Source organism: Microbacterium sp. NPDC089696 (assembly GCF_044749125.1).
Taxonomy (GTDB): domain Bacteria; phylum Actinomycetota; class Actinomycetes; order Actinomycetales; family Microbacteriaceae; genus Microbacterium.
In genome coordinates this window covers 128397-147872 of the sequence record NZ_JBIVHF010000003.1, presented here as the reverse complement: position 1 = coordinate 147872, position 19476 = coordinate 128397, and the positions used below count along the sequence as shown (strand labels likewise).

20 protein-coding genes and 1 other RNA gene are annotated in these 19476 nt (G+C 69.9%); 5 read left to right on the top strand and 16 right to left on the bottom strand.

What is annotated here, in order from left to right; translation table 11 throughout:
- Positions 1 to 104 precede the first annotated feature (104 nt).
- A complete protein-coding gene (locus ACIPY8_RS17085) occupies positions 105 to 1250 on the top strand; it encodes an AI-2E family transporter (protein WP_400820754.1) in 1146 nt (381 codons plus the stop codon).
- Here the strand turns inward: ACIPY8_RS17085 and ACIPY8_RS17080 are convergent.
- From ACIPY8_RS17080 to ACIPY8_RS17065, 4 genes are all read right to left on the bottom strand, one after another.
- Positions 1237 to 2166, bottom strand: a complete 930-nt coding sequence (locus ACIPY8_RS17080) for a diacylglycerol/lipid kinase family protein (RefSeq protein ID WP_400820752.1) — start codon at positions 2164 to 2166, stop codon at positions 1237 to 1239. The two genes, ACIPY8_RS17085 and ACIPY8_RS17080, sit on opposite strands and share 14 nt — an antisense overlap.
- Positions 2167 to 2234: 68 nt before the next feature.
- On the bottom strand, positions 2235 to 5210 hold the full coding sequence (locus ACIPY8_RS17075) for a bifunctional [glutamine synthetase] adenylyltransferase/[glutamine synthetase]-adenylyl-L-tyrosine phosphorylase (RefSeq protein ID WP_400820749.1): 2976 nt from the start codon (positions 5208 to 5210) through the stop codon (positions 2235 to 2237).
- Between the two features lie 9 nt (positions 5211 to 5219).
- Positions 5220 to 6557, bottom strand: coding sequence for a type I glutamate--ammonia ligase (gene glnA, locus ACIPY8_RS17070; protein WP_400820747.1), 1338 nt, complete (start codon positions 6555 to 6557; stop codon positions 5220 to 5222).
- A gap of 3 nt (positions 6558 to 6560) precedes the next feature.
- Positions 6561 to 6776 (bottom strand): SPOR domain-containing protein, encoded by a 216-nt coding sequence (locus tag ACIPY8_RS17065; RefSeq protein WP_400820744.1) that lies wholly within the window; start codon positions 6774 to 6776, stop codon positions 6561 to 6563.
- 70 nt (positions 6777 to 6846) lie between these two features.
- Here ACIPY8_RS17065 and ppgK point away from each other — a divergent pair, with 70 nt between their 5' ends.
- Positions 6847 to 7593: a polyphosphate--glucose phosphotransferase gene (gene ppgK / locus ACIPY8_RS17060; protein ID WP_400820742.1), complete on the top strand. Its 747-nt coding sequence runs from the start codon at positions 6847 to 6849 to the stop codon at positions 7591 to 7593.
- A gap of 61 nt (positions 7594 to 7654) precedes the next feature.
- Here the strand turns inward: ppgK and ACIPY8_RS17055 are convergent, their stop codons facing one another.
- The 6 genes from ACIPY8_RS17055 to ACIPY8_RS17030 form a co-directional block, all read right to left on the bottom strand.
- Positions 7655 to 8101 carry a BLUF domain-containing protein gene (locus tag ACIPY8_RS17055; protein WP_400820740.1) on the bottom strand — a complete coding sequence of 149 codons (447 nt, stop codon included), beginning with the start codon at positions 8099 to 8101 and terminating at the stop codon, positions 7655 to 7657.
- The gene (locus ACIPY8_RS17050) at positions 8098 to 8355 is read right to left on the bottom strand and encodes a hypothetical protein (protein WP_400820738.1); all 258 of its coding nucleotides are present in this window, start codon (positions 8353 to 8355) and stop codon (positions 8098 to 8100) included. Before ACIPY8_RS17050 ends, ACIPY8_RS17055 begins: the two co-directional genes overlap by 4 nt.
- Positions 8356 to 8636: 281 nt before the next feature.
- An RNA gene (rnpB, locus tag ACIPY8_RS17045) (RNase P RNA component class A) lies at positions 8637 to 8993 on the bottom strand.
- A gap of 28 nt (positions 8994 to 9021) precedes the next feature.
- Positions 9022 to 10719, bottom strand: coding sequence for a bifunctional 3'-5' exonuclease/DNA polymerase (locus tag ACIPY8_RS17040; RefSeq protein WP_400820736.1), 1698 nt, complete (start codon positions 10717 to 10719; stop codon positions 9022 to 9024).
- Positions 10720 to 10744: 25 nt separating this feature from the next.
- Positions 10745 to 11476, bottom strand: a complete 732-nt coding sequence (locus ACIPY8_RS17035) for a zinc ribbon domain-containing protein (protein ID WP_400820734.1) — start codon at positions 11474 to 11476, stop codon at positions 10745 to 10747.
- Between the two features lie 18 nt (positions 11477 to 11494).
- The gene (locus tag ACIPY8_RS17030) at positions 11495 to 11899 is read right to left on the bottom strand and encodes a YchJ family protein (protein ID WP_400820732.1); all 405 of its coding nucleotides are present in this window, start codon (positions 11897 to 11899) and stop codon (positions 11495 to 11497) included.
- 40 nt (positions 11900 to 11939) lie between these two features.
- On the opposite strand from ACIPY8_RS17030, the gene ACIPY8_RS17025 reads away from it, so the two are divergent.
- The gene (locus ACIPY8_RS17025) at positions 11940 to 12779 is read left to right on the top strand and encodes an aldo/keto reductase (protein ID WP_400820730.1); all 840 of its coding nucleotides are present in this window, start codon (positions 11940 to 11942) and stop codon (positions 12777 to 12779) included.
- Positions 12780 to 12806: 27 nt separating this feature from the next.
- On the opposite strand, the gene ACIPY8_RS17020 is transcribed toward ACIPY8_RS17025, so the two are convergent.
- Positions 12807 to 13643 (bottom strand): helix-turn-helix transcriptional regulator, encoded by an 837-nt coding sequence (locus tag ACIPY8_RS17020; protein ID WP_400820728.1) that lies wholly within the window; start codon positions 13641 to 13643, stop codon positions 12807 to 12809.
- 100 nt (positions 13644 to 13743) lie between these two features.
- Between ACIPY8_RS17020 and ACIPY8_RS17015 the strand changes: the two genes are divergently transcribed.
- Entirely contained in the window at positions 13744 to 14508 is a 765-nt protein-coding gene (locus ACIPY8_RS17015; protein ID WP_400820726.1) for an SDR family oxidoreductase, read from the top strand.
- A 31-nt stretch (positions 14509 to 14539) separates the two neighbouring features.
- Here ACIPY8_RS17015 and ACIPY8_RS17010 read toward each other — a convergent pair whose 3' ends face one another.
- Entirely contained in the window at positions 14540 to 15427 is an 888-nt protein-coding gene (locus tag ACIPY8_RS17010) for a TIGR01777 family oxidoreductase (protein WP_400820723.1), read from the bottom strand.
- 150 nt (positions 15428 to 15577) lie between these two features.
- On the opposite strand from ACIPY8_RS17010, the gene ACIPY8_RS17005 reads away from it, so the two are divergent.
- Positions 15578 to 16666 (top strand): AAA family ATPase, encoded by a 1089-nt coding sequence (locus ACIPY8_RS17005; RefSeq protein ID WP_400820721.1) that lies wholly within the window; start codon positions 15578 to 15580, stop codon positions 16664 to 16666.
- A gap of 10 nt (positions 16667 to 16676) precedes the next feature.
- Here ACIPY8_RS17005 and ACIPY8_RS17000 read toward each other — a convergent pair whose 3' ends face one another.
- The 4 genes from ACIPY8_RS17000 to ACIPY8_RS16985 form a co-directional block, all read right to left on the bottom strand.
- Complete coding sequence (locus tag ACIPY8_RS17000) at positions 16677 to 17474, bottom strand: sigma-70 family RNA polymerase sigma factor (RefSeq protein ID WP_400820718.1); 798 nt, start codon at positions 17472 to 17474, stop codon at positions 16677 to 16679.
- A gap of 170 nt (positions 17475 to 17644) precedes the next feature.
- Positions 17645 to 17959 (bottom strand): HU family DNA-binding protein, encoded by a 315-nt coding sequence (locus tag ACIPY8_RS16995; protein WP_400820716.1) that lies wholly within the window; start codon positions 17957 to 17959, stop codon positions 17645 to 17647.
- A 224-nt stretch (positions 17960 to 18183) separates the two neighbouring features.
- Positions 18184 to 18579 carry a flagellar assembly protein FliW gene (gene fliW, locus ACIPY8_RS16990; RefSeq protein ID WP_400820714.1) on the bottom strand — a complete coding sequence of 132 codons (396 nt, stop codon included), beginning with the start codon at positions 18577 to 18579 and terminating at the stop codon, positions 18184 to 18186.
- A complete protein-coding gene (locus ACIPY8_RS16985) occupies positions 18576 to 19463 on the bottom strand; it encodes a flagellin (protein WP_400820711.1) in 888 nt (295 codons plus the stop codon). The genes fliW and ACIPY8_RS16985 overlap by 4 nt, the downstream gene beginning before the upstream one ends.
- Between the last annotated feature and the right edge of the window lie 13 nt (positions 19464 to 19476).

Here is a 19476-nt window from a genome sequence, read left to right as displayed (position 1 = left end):
GCCTACCACTCGGGAGCCGGTCGACGCCAGCCCGGCGCGCCTCGCTTGACCGGGTCCCTTCGCGGTGATCAACTGAGAGGTCGGAAAGATCCAGAGGGGGCATCATGCGTCGCAAGATGATCAAGGCGCGGGTGGCGGCGGCGGAGACGCAGCAGAACCAGCCGAAGACCGCGGCGGCGGCGATCGCCCGTATCAACCCGTTCACGTTCGGACTCCTCGGAGCGCTCGGCGTTCTCGTCGCGCTGCTGCTGGGCGCGGTCGTCAACCAGCTCGCCACCGTGCTCGTCTACATCGGCGTCGCGCTCTTCCTCGCACTCGGGCTCGATCCGATCGTCACCTGGATCGAGAAGAAGCTCCCGCGCGGTGCCGCGGTGGCGATCGTCGTCGCCGTCGTCGTGCTCGCGTTCGCCGGGATTCTGCTCGCGATCGTCCCGATCCTCGTCGAGCAGATCACGAACCTCGTGAAGGACGGGCCCAAGATGGTCCAGGACTTCATGAACAGCGCCTGGTTCACGGACGTGAGCGAGCAGTTCGGCTCGACGTTCGACGACGCGGCGCAGGGCGTGCTCAGCTTCATCCAGGACCCGGGCAACATCCTCAACATCAGCGGCGGCGTCTTCGCCGTGGGCGCGGGCATCGCCGGCGGGTTCACCGGAGTCACGATCGTCCTGATCCTCACGCTGTACTTCATGGCGTCCCTGCGCAGCATGAAGAAGGTCGCGACGCGATTCGTCCCCGCGTACCAGCGCGAGACCTTCGGCGGTCTCCTGGAGGACGTCTCGGGCGCCGTGGGCCGCTACGTCATGGGGCAGGCGAGCCTTGCGGCGATCAACGGCATCCTGAGCCTGATCATGCTGACGATCATCGGCGCCCCGGTTCCCGCGCTCCTCGCGCTCATCGCGTTCATCGGCTCGATGATCCCTCTCGTGGGAACCCTGAGCGCCTCGATCATCAACTCGCTGATCTGCCTGATCGTGAGCCCGATCACCGCGCTCATCGCGTTCATCTACTACCTCGTGTACATGCAGATCGAGGCATACGTGCTCTCGCCGCGCATCATGAACAAGGCGGTCGCCGTACCGGGTGCCCTCGTGGTGATCGCGGCGGTCGCCGGCGGCGCGCTCGGAGGAATCCTCGGCGCGCTCGTCGCGATCCCCGTCGCGGCGAGCATCATCATCATCGTGCAGAAGGTCGTGTTCCCGAGTCAGGACAGCAAGCTCGTCCCGCCCGGCACCCTCAGCGGACGGTGAGCGCGGCGGGCTGGACCCGCACGCCGAACTCGGACACCTCTCCGACCTCTTCGCCGTCGATCTCGAACATCTGGGGCGAGGACAGCGTGACCGCGATGCGCTCGGCGGCGACGTGCGTCGTGGAATCGGTGCTCACGGCCTGGTCCACACCGCCGAAGATCCGACGGATGCCGTTCTCCCAGACGACCGAGCGCACGGTGTCGAGCCATTGCAGCGGACCGTCGGCGCTCACGAGGAGCATGTCGAGCTGACCGTCGTCGAGCACGGCGTCGGGGAGGAGCCGGATGCCGCCCTGCACCATGCCGCAGTTGCCGATCAGCATGGTGTGGCCGTGCAGCTCCTGTGGCTCGCCGTCGTCGAGTGTCACGGTGATGTCGGTCATCTCGGTGCCGGCGAGGGCACGTCCCATGGCCTCGACGTAGGCGAGCCAGCCGGCCTTGCTCTTGAGGTCGTCGTCGGTCTCGACGAGCATCTGCGCGTCGATCCCGAACCCGACCATGACGACGAAGGCGTGCTCCTCGCCGTCGCGGTCGACCCAGCCGATGTCGATCGTGCGGGGTTCCCCGTCTCGCACACGGCGCAACGCGGCGGGCACATCGTTGAGAGGCACCTCGAGGTTGCGCGCGAGAAGGTTGCCCGTGCCCTTCGGGACGATGCCGAGAGCGGCGTCCGTTCCGGCCAGCGCCTCCGCGACCGCGCGCACCGTGCCGTCTCCCCCGACCGCCACGACCACGTCGCAGCCGGCGGCCACGGCCTTCTCGGCCATGCCGCGACCGGGGTCCTCAGGGCTGGTCTCCCACCACTCGACCCCGATGCCGCCCTCGTCCGCGCCGAAGACGTCGGCGACGTGGGAGCGGAGCTGCTCCCCGTCGGACTTCGAGGGGTTCCAGATCACACCGAGCTTCGAGATCGTCATGAGGTCAGCCTGTTCCAAACCCGGCCGCTTGGCAACTCGACACGGCTCGACCGTCGTCGCACGCCCGCTCAGCCGTAGAAGAGCTGCTCGAAGGCGCGCCGCGCGCGACGGGTGACGCCGAGGTAGTCGTCCTCGAGCACGCTCGCCGACCGGTCGGGGTAGCCGAGGAGCCGACCGATCGCGTCGAGGTCGCGCGGATCCGTCGGCAGCGCGTCGCTCGTTCGTCCGGTGTACAGCGTGATCGCCGAACGCAGACGGCTCGACAGCAGCCACGCGTCGCGCAGCAGCTCGGCGGCGTCGGCCGGCACGAGATCGGCGCCGACGGCGGCGTCGAGCGCGGCGATCGTCGACGTGGTGCGCAGCGCCGGCACGCGGTGCGCGTGCTGCAGCTGGATGAGCTGGACGAGCCATTCGACGTCGCTGAGCGTGCCCGGGCCGAGCTTCAGGTGCCGCCGCGGATCCACGCCCTGCGGAAGGCGCTCCCCTTCGACCCGCGCCTTGATGCGCTTGATCTCCCGCGTGCCCTGCAGATCGATCGACGCCGGGTAGCGGATGCTGTCCGCGAGCTCCGTGAACGCCGTGATGAGCTTGGCGCTGCCCGCGACCCCGCGTGCGCGGAGAAGAGCCTGAGCCTCCCAGGAGAGCGACCACCGACGGTAGTACTCGGCATACGCCTGGAGGGTCCGCACGAGCGGGCCGTTGCGTCCCTCCGGCCGCAGGTCCGCGTCGAGGTCGAGCGGCACGCGGTGATCCGTGAGGTGCTCGCGCAGGCCCGCCACGATCTTCGTCGCGAGCGTCTGCGCGCGCTGCGGGTCGACGCCGTTCGCGTCGTACACGTACAGGACGTCGGCGTCGGAGCCGAATCCGAGCTCCGCCCCGCCGTAGCGCCCCATGCCGATCACGGCGAAGTCGAGAGCGTCGTCCTCCTCCGGCACGATCTCCCGGCGCACCGCCCGGAGCGCCGCCTGGATCGACGCATCCGTGATCTCGGTGAGCGAGGTCGCGACCTGTTCGATCGTGAGCACGTCGAGCACGCCGCCCATCGCGGTGCGCAGCAGTTCGCGTCGACGCAGAGCGCGCACGGCCTGCAGCGCGTCGGACACGCTGGCGTGCCGGGTCTGGATCGCCCGCGCCTCCTCGTCGAGCGCGGCACCGCTCCGAGGGCGCAGCAGGTCGCTGCTGTCGAGCCACGCCACGGACTCGGGGATCCACTCCATGAGCTCGCCGACGTAGCGCGACGAGGACAGCAGCCGGGTCAGGCTCTCCGCCGCCCCGGACGAGTCACGCAGCATCCGCAGGAACCACGGAGTGTCGCCGAGACGCTCGCTGATCCGACGGAACGCGAGCAGCGCGTAATCGGGGTCGCTGCCGTCGGAGAACCACTTGACCATCACCGGCATGAGGTGCCGCTGGATCGTCGCCTTGCGGCTCAGCCCGGTCGTGAGCGCGCCGATGTGACGCAGCGCCCCGGCGGGATCCCGGAACCCGATCGCCATGAGGCGGTCGTGCGCCTGCTCGGTCGAGAGGGTGCGCTCGTCCTCGGGCAGCGCCGCGACCGCGCTGAGCAGCGGCCGGTAGAACAGGCGCGTGTGGATGTCGCGCACCTCGCGTCGCACGGACTCCCACCGCGCCCAGATGATCTCCGCCGAGTCCGCGAGCCCCGTGCTGCGCGCCAGCACGCGACGACCGGCGGGGGTGCGCGGCATGAGGTGCGTACGGCTCAGCTCGCGCAGCTGCAGACGGTGCTCCATGAGCCGCAGGATGCGGTAGTCGTCGGCGAACGTGCCGGCCTCCGCCCGTCCGATGTAGCCGCCCTCGACGAGGGCGTCGATGCTCTCGAGCGTGCCTCGGGTGCGCAGACGCTCGTCCGTGAGCCCGTGCACGAGCTGCAGCAGTTGCACCGTGAACTCGATGTCGCGCAGGCCGCCGGCGCCGAGCTTCAGCTGGTAGGGCGCGTCCTCCGGGTCGATGTACTCCATGACCCGCTCGCGCATGCGCTGCACGCTGTCGACGAAGTTCTCCCGCGCCGCGCTGGAGAACACCTTGGGCTGCAAGGCCGCGATGTACTCGGCCCCGAGTCCGGCGTCGCCGGCGAGGGGCCGGGCCTTGAGCAGAGCCTGGAACTCCCAGCTCTTCGCCCACCGGTCGTAATAGGCCACGTGCGACGCCAGGGAGCGCACGAGGGCACCCTGCTTGCCCTCGGGTCGGAGAGCCGCATCCACCTCCCACAGCGGAGGCTCGGCCTCGATACCGCCGAGCCCACGCATGGTCTCGCGCGCGAGTCGCGTCGCGATGTCGATCGCCCGCGGCTCGTCGACCACGTCGTCGTCGAGCGTTCCGCCCACGAAGATCACGTCGACGTCGCTCACGTAGTTGAGCTCGCGGGCGCCGGACTTGCCCATGCCGATGATCGCGAGTCGGGTGGCGGCCACCTGCTCCTCGCGGAGCGTCTGCGCGAGCCGACGCCGCGCGACGGCCAGCGACGCCTCGAGAGCGGCACCCGCGATGTCCGCGAGAGCCGCAGCGACATCGCCCACGACCATGACGGGGTTGTGCGCGCTGAGGTCGAACGCCGCGATCGCCGCGAGACCGCGACGATAGGCGACCCGCAGCGCCACGACGGCGTCGTCGTCGCCCGACGCCGCGAAGCCGTCACGGGCGTCCACCGCACCGAGCAGCAGATCGTGCAGTTCTCCGGCGGTCGGCAGGGAGTCCCGCTGCTCCCCCAGGACGGAGAGCTCCTCGGGATGCCGGAGGAAGAAGTCCGCCAGACCCTCCGACGCCCCGAACACGCGCCAGGTGCGCCGTCGCGACTCGTGGTCGTGGAAAAGCTCCCGGAGCGGAGCGGGGTCGCGACGCGCCACACGCAGCATCCCCTCCACCGCCGCGTCAGGATCGGCGGCAGAGGCCTCGGCGACCAGAGCGGCCCGGTCCCTCCCGAGGATATCCGCGAGCTCGGTCAGGTTCGCCGAGGCCTCACTGAGCTCGGCGAACCCGAGCCTGGCCAGCGCGGAGAGGGAGACGGAATCGTCCGAACGGGCCATGCGCGGCGCTCAGAGCAGCTCGAGGTTGTTCTTCAGCTCCAGCGGCGTGACCTGGCCGCGGTAGGCCTCCCACTCCTTGCGCTTGTTCAGCAGCACGTAGTTGAAGACCGATTCGCCCAGGGTCTCGGCGACGAGCTCCGACCCCTCCATGTACTCGAGCGCGTGGTCGAGGCTCGCGGGCAGCGCGGCGTAGCCCAGCGCACGGCGCTCGGCGTCGCTCAGCGACCACACGTTGTCCTCGGCCTCGGGCGGGAGCTCGTACTCCTCTTCGATGCCCTTGAGCCCGGCGGCGAGCATGAGCGCGTACGCGAGGTACGGGTTCGCCGCCGAGTCGAGCGCACGGTACTCCACTCGCGAGGACCCGCCCTTGTTGGGCTTGTACATCGGCACGCGCACCAGCGCGGAGCGGTTGTTGTGACCCCAGGTCACAAAGCTCGGCGCCTCGTCGCCGCCCCAGAGGCGCTTGTACGAGTTGACGAACTGGTTCGTGACCGCCGCGATCTCGTTCGCGTGCTTCAGGAGGCCGGCGATGAAGTGCCGTCCGGTCTTGGAGAGCTGGTACTTCGCCCCCTCCTCGTAGAAGGCGTTGCGCTCTCCCTCGAACAGGGACATGTGCGTGTGCATGCCGCTGCCGGGCTGACCGCTGAGGGGCTTCGGCATGAACGTCGCGTAGACGCCCTGCTCGATCGCGACCTCCTTGATGACCGTGCGGAACGTCATGACGTTGTCGGCCATCGTGAGGGCGTCGGCGTAGCGCAGGTCAATCTCGTTCTGTCCGGGCCCGCCCTCGTGGTGGCTGAACTCCACGGAGATGCCGAGGTCCTCCAGCATCCGCACCGAGCGACGCCGGAAGTCGTGCGCCGTGCCGCCGGGCACGTTGTCGAAGTAGCCGGCGGAGTCCACCGGGACGGGTCCTTCCGGCCCGAACGACGAGGACTTCAGCAGGTAGAACTCGATCTCGGGATGCGTGTAGAACGTGAACCCGGCGTCGGCGGCCTTCGCGAGGGTGCGCTTGAGCACATGCCGCGGGTCGGAGACGGCAGGACGTCCGTCCGGCGTCGTGATGTCGCAGAACATGCGCGCCGTCGGGTCGATCTCGCCGCGCCACGGCAGCGTCTGGAAGGTGGTGGGGTCGGGCTGTGCGAGCAGATCCGACTCGTAGCTGCGCGTGAGCCCCTCGATCGCCGAGCCGTCGAAGCCGATGCCCTCGGCGAAGGCCCCCTCGACCTCGGCCGGTGCGATCGCGACCGACTTGAGCGTGCCGATCACATCGGTGAACCACAGACGCACGAACTTGACGCCGCGCTCCTCGATCGTCCGGAGGACGAAATCCCGCTGCTTGTCCATCGGTTATTCGGCGTCCTTGCTGCTGGGGGCGTCCCAGCCGTCCTCGGCGGCGTCCTCGTCGGCCCAGGCACGCGCTCGCTCCTGCAGCTTCTCGGGGGCGTGAGCCGCCTCGGCCTCGGTGTCGAACGGCCCGACGCGATCCGCCGACGGCGAGAGCATGCCGAACTCGACCTGCTTGGTATTCAGGTTGTACCAGTACTTCTCGTCGCCGTTCGACATGGCCGACCCCCTTCATCACGTGGTGTCATCGATCCTATCGGCGCGAAGCTCGGTCGCTAAGCTATCGACCATGGCAAAAGCGATCGGCGTCGACATCGGCGGCACGGGAATCAAGGCAGGCATCGTCGACCTCGAGCACGGCACCATGGCATCCGACAGGGTGCGCGTGCCCACGCCGGAGGGCGCCTCGCCGCAGGACGTGCTGCAGGCCGTGAAGACCGTGCTCAAGACCCTCGACGTGCACGAGTCGACCCTCCCGCTCGGCGTCGCGTTCCCCGCGATCGTCAAGCGCGGCAAGACCCTCTCCGCGGCCAACGTGTCGAAGGAATGGATCGGCTTCGACGCCGAGCGCTTCTTCCGCGACGGACTGGGGCGCAACATCGTCTTCGTGAACGACGCGGATGCCGCGGGAGTCGCCGAGGCCCGCCACGGCGCGGCGCGCGACGTGCTCGGCTTCACGCTGCTCACGACGCTGGGCACCGGCATCGGCTCGGCGTTCCTGTACGACGGCGTCCTGGTGCCGAACACCGAGCTCGGCCACCTCAACTTCCGCGAGTACGAGTCCGTCGAGACCTACGCCGCGACCTCGGCACGCGAGCGCGAGAACCTCAGCTGGGCCGAATGGGCGGAGCGTCTGCAGGAGTTCTATTCGCACATCGAGTTCCTGTTCAGCCCGGATCTGTTCGTGGTCGGCGGCGGCGTCTCGAAGAACGCGGGCGACTTCCTCCCGCTCCTCGACCTCAAGACCCCGATCGTCCCGGCGATCCACCGCAACAACTCCGGCATCATCGGCGCGGCGTCCCTCGCGGGCGACTGAACGCCCTCACGACAGCACGAAGGCCCCGCCGGATCCGGCGGGGCCTTCGTCGTCCAGGGGCTCAGGCCGAGCGCGCGGTGCGCACCCGGAACCACAGCGTGAGCTCGGACAGCGCACGCCTCGTGGTCATGCGGTCGGCATCGGCGTCGAGATCGGCGAAGGAGTCGCGGTAGCCGGCGGGTGCGAGACCCGGGTCGCCGCGGAACGCGCGGTAGCCCATGGTCCAGTCCGGGAAGCGCCGCTCGTCGATGGACTCCTCGATGAGCACCCTCATGTCGTGGTGACGGCCGTCGTTCCGGATGCGCTCCGCGAGGGCGCGGACGATCTCGGGTTCGCCCTCGAGCACCTGGATGAAACGCCCCGACCGGTGAAGCAGCATCCCGGTCACATCGCGCTCCGCGTTGAGGCGACGGCACTCCTCGAGGAGCTGCTCGAGAGCTGTCTCCCGGAACGGGTGGGACGCCGTGCTGGTGTAGACGAGCGAGAGCAGCCGTCCGGATGCGTTCATCGGAGGGTCCCCTGCAGATCCTCAGCCGACGGAGCGTCGTCACCCGGAGAGGCCGCCGACACGGCCGCCGTCGCCTCCGCGAGGACTGCGAAGTCGCCGATCACGGCCGATCGGGCGTCGAAGGCGCGGTACTCGCCGTTCGGCTGACGGTCCACGTAGCCGAGGAAGTCCCCGCCGCGGCTCCCGACGTGGAAGCCCTCTTCGACGCAGGCCCACAGCACGTGCGGGGCGTCAGGTCTGTCGGTGTTCTCCACGGCTGCTCCGGTCGGGAAGGGAAGATGTTCCGGTCCCTCGAACCCGATTTCGAGGGACCGGACAGTCGGGAGGGGAACCGTGGACGGTGCCCGTCGCTGCCGAGCAGGGACCACGGAACCGAGAGAATCCGTGCGCCGCCGGGCCGACTGACGTAGGGCGGCACAGGAGCGGCCCGTTGTGTTCCCAGCCTAGGTTCCGCGCGCGATGCGCCGCCTCCCATTGACGGGCGCCCGCACGCACTGCTAGGCGGTCGGTCGGTGCTGCCTGTGCCGGCAGGAGGCGAATGGGCCGACCTGTACGCCGGGTTCTGTTCCGGGGTTCTTCGCCCCTTCGACGGTCATCTCTCTCGGCGACACGTTGCCGTGGCACTCTAGCGGTCTACCCGAGGACTCGGCGAGCCGCGTCGTCATCCTCTGTCTGACCTTGCTCCGGACGAGGTTTACCTGGCGGGCCATGTCACCATGGCCCCCGGTGGTCTCTTACACCACCCTTTCACCCTTACCCCTTGCGGGGCGGTCTGCTCTCTGTGGCACTTTCTCGCGGATTGCTCCGGGTGGGCGTTACCCACCGTCCTGCCCTGTGGAGCCCGGACGTTCCTCGGTGCGGTCTCCCGCCACGCGACCGTCCAGTCGACCCATTCGCACCACCAGTCTACGGGGGCGGCGCTACTTCTCCGCCGACTCGGCGATGCGCAGATCCAACGGCACCTCGATCGGGAAGTCCCCGAACAGACGACGGGTCGCGACCGCCGCGGCCTCGCGCACGGCATCGGCGGCCGCCTCGGCCTGATCCGCCGGCGCGTGCAGCACGACCTCGTCGTGGAGGAAGAACGCGAGATGCGCGCGCGCCGCGAAGGGTCCGGATGCCGGTGCAGGATGCGCGGACGCGGGCAGCTGCTGCAGCCGATGGCGGATCTCGGCGAGCCAGATCAGCGACCACTCGGCCGCGGTGCCCTGCACGACGAAGTTCCGGGTGAAGCGCCCCCAGTCCCGCGCGCGCCGACGCGCCACGGCGACGTCTGCGGGATCCGCGTCGGCGTCCGTGGCGCGCGCCTGCATGCTCTCCCACTCGATCGACGGTCGGGGTGACGAGCGTCCCAGCCACGTGGACACGACGCCGCCGTCCTCGCCGACCCGCGCGGCTTGGTCGACGAGCGCCATGGCCCGCGGATACACCTTGCGCAACCGAGGCACGAGGCGTCCGCTGTCGCCCGTGGTCGCTCCGTACATGGCGCCGAGCACCGCGTACTTCGCCTCCTCGCGCGTGGCGACGGCTCCGGACTCGACCACGCCCGCGTAGAGATCGGCGCCCTGGGCCGCGCGAGCCATCGCCCGGTCGCCGGCCATCGCGGCGAGCATGCGCGGCTCGAGCTGCGCGACGTCGGCGACGACGAGCCGCCACCCCTCGTCCGCGCGCACGGCCGCACGGAGATTCCGCGGGATCTGCAGCGCGCCGCCGCCCGCCGATGCCCAGCGGCCCGTGACCACGCCACCCGGGATGTACACCGGGCGGAAGCGCCCGTCGTGCACCCACTCCGCGAGCCAGGCCCAGCCGTTCGCGCTGAGGAGACGCGCGAGCTTCTTGTACGACGTGAGCGGCGCGATGACGGGGTGGTCGTGCTGAGCGAGCTCCCAGCGGCCGGTCGACTCGACCTGCACGCCCACCCGATGCAGCGCCCGCAGCAGCTTGGGCTGACTGTCCAGGTTGAGGGTCGGATCTCCGAGGATCGAGCGCACCCGATCGGCCTCCGCGACCATGCGGCTCGGCGTCCCGCCCGCGATCGGACGCGCGCCGAGGATCTCGGTGAGGATCGCGTCATGGATGCCCGCGTCCCAGGGCAGCCCGGCCGCACGCATCTCCTCTGCGACGAGGCCGCCCGCGGATTCCGCCGAGGTGAGCAGAGCGAGGCGACCGTCGGCGCCGTCGCCGATCACACGGCGCTGAAGCCGGAACTGCGTGAGCACCTCGTCGACGGGGTCGGCGGCGTCCTCCTCATCGAACGCATCGAACAGGGACGGGGCCTCGTCCACCGCGTCGCGGCGCACCCAGTCAGCGGAGGGAGCGAGCGGACGGGCGACGGCGTCCGTATCGCGGAGGATCGCGTGGCACAGCAGCAGGTCGTGCGTGCGGCCCAGTCGCACGCCGGCGGAGAGCAGTCGCGGATACACCTCACGGGCGCTGCGGATGACCCAGCGGGGCGCTCCCTCGCCCTCACGACCGGAGACCCACGCGGGGAGGTCCGCGTCGGCCACCTGGTGACGAGAGGTCTCGACGCCGGTCGGGTCGATCTCGACGGCTGTCCAGCCCCCGACGCCGACTCGCACCAGAGCGATCCAGCGCTCCGGAGTGCGCCGCGAGCTCACCGTCGGCGCGCTCGCGGCGCGGAGCTCACAGCCCGGATTCCTCGGTGCGGACGAGGATGCAACCGCACTCGGGGCACGAGACGACGGCGTCCTCGGCGGCACGGCGGATCTCGGCGATGTCCGTTCCGGGCAGCAGGATGCGGCACCCTTCGCAGGTGCCCCGGGTGAGGAGGGCGGCGCCCGCGCTGTTGGCCGCACGGCGCGTGTACTCGGCGAGGAGCGGAGCGGGGAGAGTCGCGGTGACGGCCTCGCGATCGCGGCCGAGCTGCGCCCCCAGCTCGGTGGCGGCGGCGACGTCGGCCTTGGCCTGCGCGGTGAGGGCGCTGCCCTCGGCGGTGGTGGTGTCGAGGAGCGCCTGCTGCGCGGCGACCGCGGCGTCGGCGTCCTCCACTCGGCCCATGACGTCGAGCTGTGCGTCCTCGAGGTCGCTCTGTCGACGCGTCAGGCTGGCGATCTCGTGCTCGAGCGCCTGCGCCTCCTTGGAGTTGGTGGCCGCGGCGAGCCGGTCGGCGTCGCGCGCGCGGCGCTGCTCGACGAGGACGACGTCGGATTCGAGTCGCGTGAGCTCGGTGCGCACGTCGTCGCGAGCGCCCGTGAGACTCGTGAGCTCGCGCAGCTGGTCCTGCCGGATCGCGACGAGCTCGGTGATGCGGGCGGCCTGTGCAGGCTTGGTGCGTGCACGCTCCGCCTGCGCGATGCGGCGGTCCAGGTCGGCGACGTCGAGGAGGATGCGCTGGTGTTCTGGGCTGGCGTTCACGCTCTCAAATCTACCCGCTCAGGCGACATCGCCGTCGACGTACAGCCAACGGCGCCCATCGCGGACGAACCGGCTCCGCTCCCGGAGCACCCCGCGGTCGCCCCGCTGCTCCCAGGCGGCGGCGAACTCCACCACGCCCTGACGGTCGAACGGACCTCCGGCGACGCGGTCGACGATCGCGAGGCGGCGCCAATGCAGATCCGCGTCGAGGTCGAGGGACGACGGGCGCGTCGACGGATGCCAGGTCGCGAGCAGGTGATCCGTGTCACCGAGCACGAACGCCGTGTAGCGCGAGCGCATGAGACGCTCCGCGGTCGGCGCGGGCGCCCCGGCGAGCACGGGACCGCAGCAGTTCGCGAGCACGTCTCCCGAACCGCACGGGCACCGGAGCGCGTCCTGCCTCGTCGCGTCATCCTGCGCCATTCTCTCCGCTCCCGTCACCGCTCCAGCGTACGCTGGCGACATGACCGCACTCCCCCGCTTCACCGCCCACAACGGCTTCGAACTCCCCGCACTCGGACTCGGCACCTACGCTCTGAACGGCGATGCGGGAGCGGATGCCGTGACCACCGCGATCGGCGCCGGGTACCGCCTCCTGGACTCGGCGTTCAACTACGAGAACGAGGGCTCGGTGGGTCGCGGCGTCCGGCAGTCCGACGTCGACCGCTCCGAGATCATCGTGACGACGAAGCTCCCCGGGCGCCATCACCCGCGGGCGAAGGCGACGACGAGCATCGAGGAGAGCCGCTCGCGCCTCGGCGTCGACGTGACGGACGTGCACCTGATCCACTGGCCGAATCCGAGCCAGGACGAGTACCTGCAGGCGTGGGAGGCCCTGGTCGACGCGCAGCAGCGCGGCGTCGTACGCCAGATCGGCGTCTCGAACTTCCTCCCGGAGCACCTCGAGCGCATCGAACGCGAGACCGGTGTGCGCCCCGTCGTGAACCAGATCGAGGTGCACCCGTACTTCCCGCAGACCGAGCAGCTCGCCTATCACCGCGAGCACGGCATCCTCACCGAGGCGTGGAGCCCTCTCGGCCGCGCCAAAGAGCTGATCGACGAGCCCGTGATCCACGAGGTCGCCGCGGCGCACGGCATCTCCCCCGCGCAGACGGTCCTCGCATGGCATGTGGCGCGCGAGACGGTCGCGATCCCCAAGGCCTCGTCCCGGGAGCACCAGGTCGCGAACCTCGAGGCCGGGTCCGTGCGCCTCGCCGACGACGAGGTCGAGGCGATCACCGGGCTGGGTCGTGCCGACGGACGCCTGTTCGGGGCGGACCCGCGCACGCACGAGGAGTCCTGACCCGGTCGTCGCATCCGGAGCGCGCGCTCAGACCCGTTGCGTCCCGAGCACCCTGACCAGTTCGAGCTTGCTCGCCGCCTCGCTGCCGGGGGCGGCCGTGAGCACCACGAGCGCCTGTGATTCGTCCTCGGTGAGCAGTGCCTGGCAGTCGACCTCGATCTCTCCGACGGCCGGGTGGATCAGCACCTTGTGGTCGTCGAACCGGCGCCGCACCTCGTGCACGGGCCACAGCTCGGCGAACTCCGTCGAACGGCCGGTCAGGTCGCGCACGATGTCGCCCGCGCGAGAGCGCTCGCCGAGGACGCCGTAGGCGGCGCGGAGCGAGGCGACGAGCACGCGGCTGCGCTGCGGGTGGTCCGCCTCCGGATAGTGGTGGCGCTCCCCCTCCGGGTCGGCGAACCACCGGTAGATTCCGCTGCGATCCAGTCCTTCGAAACCACTGGCGTCGCCGAGCAGGGCCTTGGCCGCGTCGTTCTGGACGAGCACCTCGTCGAGCACGGACACGATGAACGCGGGGGTGTCGTCGAGCCGGTCGAGCACGCGGAGCATGCCGGGATGCACGTAGTCCGTGAACGCCGTGCGATCGGGCGCGCTGTGCCCGCTGACGCGATGCAGATAGTCGCGCTCATCGGGCGTGAGCCGGAGGGCGCGGGCGAGAGAGGCGAGGATCTGGACGCTCGGCTGCGGGCCGCGGCGCTGCTCGAGTCGGGCGTAGTAGTCCGTCGACATCGCGGCGAGCTGGGCGACCTCCTCACGTCGGAGACCGGGCGTACGACGACGGACGCCGGCCCCGAGCCCCACGTCGGCGGGCCGCAGCTGCTCCCGTCGGCTCACGAGGAACTCTGCCAGTGCTTCTCTGTCCACCTCAGCAGTATCCCCCGCACGCGAGCGTCGATCCAGGGACCGCGGATCCCTGGATGAGGCGTCCCTGGAGAACGGTCCCGGGACGACGGAGAGTGGACGCATGAACATCAGCGGAAACACCATCTTCATCCCCGGGGCGACGAGCGGCATCGGGCTCGCCCTCGCTCAGCGCTTCGCCGAGCGCGGCAACACCGTGATCGTCGGCGGACGCCGCACCGAGCTCCTGGAGCGCATCACGGCGGAGAACCCCGGCATCCACGCCGTGCGCATCGACACCGCCGACGCCGGGAGCATCCAGGAGGCGGCACGGGAGGTCATCACCGCTCACCCCGACCTCAACGTCGTCGTCGCGATGGCGGGCATCATGCGCGCCGAGGACTGGACCACGCCCTCGGGCTTCCTCGAGACGGCTGAGGCGACCGTGACGACCAACCTGCTCGGGCCGATCCGCCTCATCGCCGCGTTCATCGAGCACCTGCAGACGAAGGACGATGCGACGATCATGACCGTGTCCTCGGGCCTGGCGTTCGCTCCCCTGCGCGTCACGCCCACCTACAACGCCACCAAGGCGGCGATCCACATGCTCAGCGAGTCGCTGCGCCTGCAGCTCGCCGGGACGAGCGTGGCCGTGCAGGAGCTCGAGCCTCCGGCCGTGCGGACCGCGCTGATGCCCGGACACGAGACGAGCGACAACGCCATGCCTCTGGACGACTTCGTATCCGAGGTGATCGGTCTCATCGAGTCGCAGCCCGAGGCGACCGAGATCCAGGTCGAGCGCGTGAAGTTCCTGCGCTACGGCGAGGCCCGCGGCGACTATCCGCAGGTTGTGGCGGCGCTCAACGCGGCGGATCCGCACAACGGCTGACCCTCGGCGTCGAGGCGGTCGGCGCGGGCCCTCAGAGCGCCGCGTCGACCGCCTGCTGAACGGTGGTGCGGGAGAACGTGAAGCCGGAGGCGAGGAGCGCGTCGGGCCGCACGTCGGCATCCGAGAGCAGCAGCGACTCCGCCGCGTCACCGAGCGCCAGCCGCAGGGCCCATGCCGGGGCCGGCACCCAGAACGGACGTCGCATGCGATCGGCGACGGCGCGTCCGAGATCGTCGGCGGTCGCCGGACTCGGTCCCGAGAGATTCACCGGGCCGTCGAGGCCGGCGTCGATCACCTGACGGATGCCCCGGACCTCGTCCTCCAGCGAGATCCACGGCCAGAGCTGGGTGCCCGGCCCGAGCGGACCGGCGAGACCGAACCGCGTCGACTGGATGAGCGGCTTCAGCACGCCGCTCCGGTGCACGATCGGCGCCGTGCGCAGCAGCGCGACGCGTGCGTGGTCGCCGGCGCGCCTGGCCTCGTCCTCCCAGCGGACGCAGAGCCGCGCGAGGAAGGTGTCGCCGGCCGGAGCGCTCTCGGTGAGCACCTCACCGGGCGCCGAGCCGTAGTAGCCGACCGCGGAGGCCGACACGAACGCCGGAGCGTCGGCAGCGAGAGCCCGCACCGCCGTGGCGATCGTCCGGGTCGTGATGAGGCGCGACTCGACGAGGGTCCGGCGGTACCCGCGGGTCCACGGCAGCCGTCCGACGCTGGCGCCGCCCAGTGCGACGACGGCATCCGCACCGGCGAGCACTGCCGGATCGAGGTCGCGCTCCCCCGGCCGCCACTGCACCTCGTCAGAGCTCGACGGAGGCCTCCTGACGAGTCGGGTGACGGCGACGCCCTCCGCGCGGAGCGCGCTGACGAGGGCCGTCCCGACGAGTCCCGATGCGCCGCTGACCACGATCCGCTGTGCCATGTCCGCTCCCGCCCGACCACGTCCGGGGGATGCTCCCCCGACCCGAGTCTTTCACGTCGGGGCGACGCAGGAGGAGACTTCCGCGAGTCGCCTTACGGCATCCCCTGCACGGCCGATATACAGGTCGGGGTAGAAAGAGGACGAGGATCCGTGACGACAACGTACATCGAGACCGGTGGCCACGTACGGGTGTACGACGACGCCGTGCGCACGCACGAGGTGTTCCCGCTGGGCACCTACCGGGTGCACTTCACGTCGAAGGAGGGCTTCAGCCTCGTGAAGGTCGACGACCTCTCGGTCGGCGCCGAACGGGTGTATGGCGGCCTCGAGCGCAAGGTCGACAAGATCTTCCGCTCCTACGCGCTCTCGGACCGCAGTCTCGGGGTGATGCTCTCCGGCGACAAGGGCATAGGCAAGACCCTGTTCCTGCGCATGGTCGCCGAGGAGGCGCGGGAGCAGGCGCTGCCGGTCGTGATCGTGTCCGAGGACAACGACGGCATCGTCGAGTTCCTCGACAGCCTCGATGAGTGCCTCATCGTCTTCGACGAGTTCGAGAAGACCTTTCCCGTCACCCGTCGCGGCGGCGTCGACGGCGCCAACCGGCAGAACCAGTTCCTGTCGCTGTTCGACGGCCTCTCGTCGGTCAAGCGCATCTACTGCCTCACCGTCAACGACATCAACGACGTGAGCGCATACATCGTCAACCGTCCGGGGCGGTTCCACTACCACATGCGTTTCGAGTACCCCGGGCCGGATGAGGTGCGTCAGTACCTCGTCGACCAGGCACCGAACGCCGACCCGATCGAGATCGAGAACGTCGCGCTGTTCTCACGACGAGCCCGGCTCAACTACGACCACCTCCGCGCGATCGCGTTCGAGCTCGCGCAGCCCGACACCCTGTTCTCAGAGATCGTCGAGGACCTCAACATCAAGGCGATCGAGCCGAGCACCTATCGGATCGACGCGCGCTTCCCCGATGGCAGGACCTGGTCGGAGGAGGCGGAGATGAACCTGTTCGAGCGCGGTGACACGGTCCGCACCTACGAGCTCCGCCACTCCACCCGCTCGATCTTCGCGTCGTTCCGGCCACGCGACCTCGTGTTCGAGACCGACGGCACCATTTTCGTGCCGGTCGATCGCCTCGACCTCGTGGACGACGACGACGAGGAGCCGGAGGTCTATCCGACGAGCGTCAGCCTGACCCTGGTCGGCCAGGCGAGCTACGGGTTCGGCCTCTGAGGCCGAGGGCTCACACGCCGATGGTCCGGCGGAGGAACGATCGCGCGTAGCGGTGCCCGCTGGAGACGGCGAGGCGGTCGAAATAGGCGTCGAGAGCCGATGCAGAGGACTTCGACGCCGGAGTCACGGCGCTTTCGGCGTAGTGCCTGTCGAGCGCGTCGCGCAGCATGCGCACGGCCTCCGAGCGCTGCTGCGAGATCGCCGCATGCGAGACGCCGAGCTCCTCGGCCAGGTCCTTGACCGTGCGGTCCTCGAAGTAGATCGCGCGCACGATGCGACGTTTGCGCTCGGGGAGCGCCTCGACCGCATGATGCAGCAGCTCCTCCCGCTCGGCGGCTATCGCCATCTCCTCCGGGAGGTACCCCGACCAGACGACGTCATACGGATCCAGGACGTCGAGGCTCGAGACCGTGCGCTCTGCATCCGCCAGCCGCTCACGCACGAGGCCGGCGTCCACCCCCATCGCGTCCGCGACCTCGCGGTGCGTCGGCGTGCGCCCGAGGACACCGGCGAGGGTGTCGCGGACCCGGGTGGTCTCCTTCGCACGGGCGCGCACGTCACGCGGCGCCCAGTCCATCGACCGGAGCTCGTCCATGAGCGCCCAGTTGATGCGCTCGCGCGCGTACGCGCCGAACGGCACCCCCAGGCTCGCGTCGAACCTGTCGGCGGCGCGCACCAGCGCGAAGGCGCCGGCAGAGGCGAGCTCCTCCCGCGAGACCTGCGTCAGCCGGGCGGCGACGTTCGCGGTTGCCGCGCCCACGATGTGCAGGTGGTCGACGACGAGCTTGTTCCGCGCGCGCATCGGCATGAGGCCGCCCTCTTTCACTGTCAGTGCAAGCCCCCCAGCGACCCACAGCACACGTCATCCGATGATGACGGGGACTTCCGTCCGACTACATGCTAGGGCCGCTGGGCAGGTGAGTGTGCACCGAGAGGCGAAACCTCCGGAAATTCTCGTTTACGTTTAGATCACGATTGCTAGTCGTTCACCTTGACACGCTTGTTGACCTCGCGCGTCGCAGAGAACTTCAACACGGTGTAGTCGTCGACCTCGCCCGCGCCCTCGTCCTTCGAGAACTGCACCCGGTGCCCCTTGTGGGTCTGCGGGTAGAACTTCCCGAAGTTCGTCAGGGTCACGGTGTTGCCGCGGCTCACCAGATCGACGAGTTCGTCGATCATCGCGTTGTAGGCGGTCTGCGCGGCGCCGACGGAGATCCCGCCGCGTCGTGCGAACCGCTGCACGAACTCCCTCTTGCTCACCCGATTCGTGTCGAGCGTCCTGGATGTGCTCATCTTCTTTTCCGTCCAATGGAAAATCGCTCGTCACCGAGCGTCTTGCGCTGTACCCCACCAGCGGCATCCGCGGCGCGCCCGCAGGTCCCAATCTCCTGCGCCTACGCCGGAATCTGCCAGTACCCCAGCCTGTGCATTTCAGAGGATACTCGTTCTTCCTTGGTATATGCGGTGAATATCGGAATCCTCTGATTCCCGAAATCCGCGCCTCGGGCGGAGCGGACTCAGCCGTCCAATCGCACCCGGATCGGGTACGACTCGTCGTCGAGGATCACCTGCGCGGCTCGCGCGGTGACGGGGTGCAGCACGATCGGTGCACGCAGATTGATGTAGACGCCGTCCTCCGCCGGGTTCGCGACCACCAGGACCCTCAGCTCGGTGCCGTCGTCCGCGCCGAGTTCCGCGCGGACCTCCGCCGGGATCCGCGGCTCGTAGCCGTAGTCGCTGAAATCCGGATCGAGCAGGAACAGCCGCACGTCCGCACCGACGGCCCGCAGCGCGTACAAGCCCTCGGCGCCCGGGATCGGGTCGAGGGAGAACGCGGTGTACGGACTCAGCCCCGGCATCGGGAAGGCGAACTCGACCGCGGTGTCGGGCGTGTCAGCGGTGATCGTGGTCATCGCAGGAACTCCATGAGGTTGGTCTGCAGCGAACGGGCGGTCACCTGCAGGGCGGACTGAAAGACGAGCTCGGCGGACTGCAGCCGCACGAGCACCTCGAGGGTGTCGACGTTCTCGACCTCGACCCGGCGCGCCTCGAGGTCCGTCGAGACCGACAGGTTCTGCGACATCGCCCGTTCGATCTGCACCTGCCGGGCACCCGTGGCGCCTCGCGCGGAGACGACCTCCTTGAGCCGGTCGTCGATGTCGCCGAGGCGCGTGCCCACGTTCACGCCGGCCCGGAGGTCGGCCGCGATGTCGTTCAGCAGAGCGAACGCACTGTCGGCTCCCGAGCCGAAGGCCTGAGCCCCGTCGAAGTCGACGCGCACCGTCTCGTTGTCGCTGATCCGTCGCTGCACGCCGTCCCCCGCGGTGCCGTTGAACGTGAAGGTCCCCGAGTCGAACGCCACCGCCGCGTCGCTGGTCCCGGCGAAGACGCTGCGCCCGAGGACGGTGGTGTTCGCACGCGCGAGCAGTTCGGCGCTGATCGTCTCGAGCTCCTGCGCGATCGACTCGCGCGCGGTCGGACTCAGCGCGCCGGAGTTGGCTCCCTGCGCCGTGAGGTCCCGCGCACGGTTCAGGAGATCGGCGCTGGCGCCGAGAGCGGTGTCCACGGTCGTGACCCACGCCATCCCGTCGCTGAGGTTGCGCTTGTACTGCGCGGTACGCGACTGGTCGCCGTGCACGCCGAGCGTCGTCGCCGCCGCGGCGGGGTCCTCGCTGGGAGTGCGGAAAGCACGCTGCGAGGTCGCCTGGTTCTGCAGGCGCTCCCGGTCGACGAGCGTCGTCTGCAGGGTGCGCAGCGACTGCTGGGTCATGGTGCTGCTGGTGATGCGCCCGATCATGAGTCCTCCGAGG

What these genes read in the sequence shown, in the direction of transcription:
- ACIPY8_RS17085 (WP_400820754.1), top strand. Translation starts at nt 105, where the DNA reads ATGCGTCGCAAGATGATCAAGGCGCGGGTGGCGGCGGCGGAGACGCAG.
- ACIPY8_RS17080 (WP_400820752.1), bottom strand. Translation starts at nt 2,166, where the DNA reads ATGACGATCTCGAAGCTCGGTGTGATCTGGAACCCCTCGAAGTCCGAC.
- ACIPY8_RS17075 (WP_400820749.1), bottom strand. Translation starts at nt 5,210, where the DNA reads ATGGCCCGTTCGGACGATTCCGTCTCCCTCTCCGCGCTGGCCAGGCTC.
- glnA (WP_400820747.1), bottom strand. Translation starts at nt 6,557, where the DNA reads ATGGACAAGCAGCGGGATTTCGTCCTCCGGACGATCGAGGAGCGCGGC.
- ACIPY8_RS17065 (WP_400820744.1), bottom strand. Translation starts at nt 6,776, where the DNA reads ATGTCGAACGGCGACGAGAAGTACTGGTACAACCTGAATACCAAGCAG.
- ppgK (WP_400820742.1), top strand. Translation starts at nt 6,847, where the DNA reads ATGGCAAAAGCGATCGGCGTCGACATCGGCGGCACGGGAATCAAGGCA.
- ACIPY8_RS17055 (WP_400820740.1), bottom strand. Translation starts at nt 8,101, where the DNA reads ATGAACGCATCCGGACGGCTGCTCTCGCTCGTCTACACCAGCACGGCG.
- ACIPY8_RS17030 (WP_400820732.1), bottom strand. Translation starts at nt 11,899, where the DNA reads ATGGCGCAGGATGACGCGACGAGGCAGGACGCGCTCCGGTGCCCGTGC.
- ACIPY8_RS17025 (WP_400820730.1), top strand. Translation starts at nt 11,940, where the DNA reads ATGACCGCACTCCCCCGCTTCACCGCCCACAACGGCTTCGAACTCCCC.
- ACIPY8_RS17015 (WP_400820726.1), top strand. Translation starts at nt 13,744, where the DNA reads ATGAACATCAGCGGAAACACCATCTTCATCCCCGGGGCGACGAGCGGC.
- ACIPY8_RS17010 (WP_400820723.1), bottom strand. Translation starts at nt 15,427, where the DNA reads ATGGCACAGCGGATCGTGGTCAGCGGCGCATCGGGACTCGTCGGGACG.
- ACIPY8_RS17000 (WP_400820718.1), bottom strand. Translation starts at nt 17,474, where the DNA reads ATGCCGATGCGCGCGCGGAACAAGCTCGTCGTCGACCACCTGCACATC.
- ACIPY8_RS16995 (WP_400820716.1), bottom strand. Translation starts at nt 17,959, where the DNA reads ATGAGCACATCCAGGACGCTCGACACGAATCGGGTGAGCAAGAGGGAG.
- fliW (WP_400820714.1), bottom strand. Translation starts at nt 18,579, where the DNA reads ATGACCACGATCACCGCTGACACGCCCGACACCGCGGTCGAGTTCGCC.
- ACIPY8_RS16985 (WP_400820711.1), bottom strand. Translation starts at nt 19,463, where the DNA reads ATGATCGGGCGCATCACCAGCAGCACCATGACCCAGCAGTCGCTGCGC.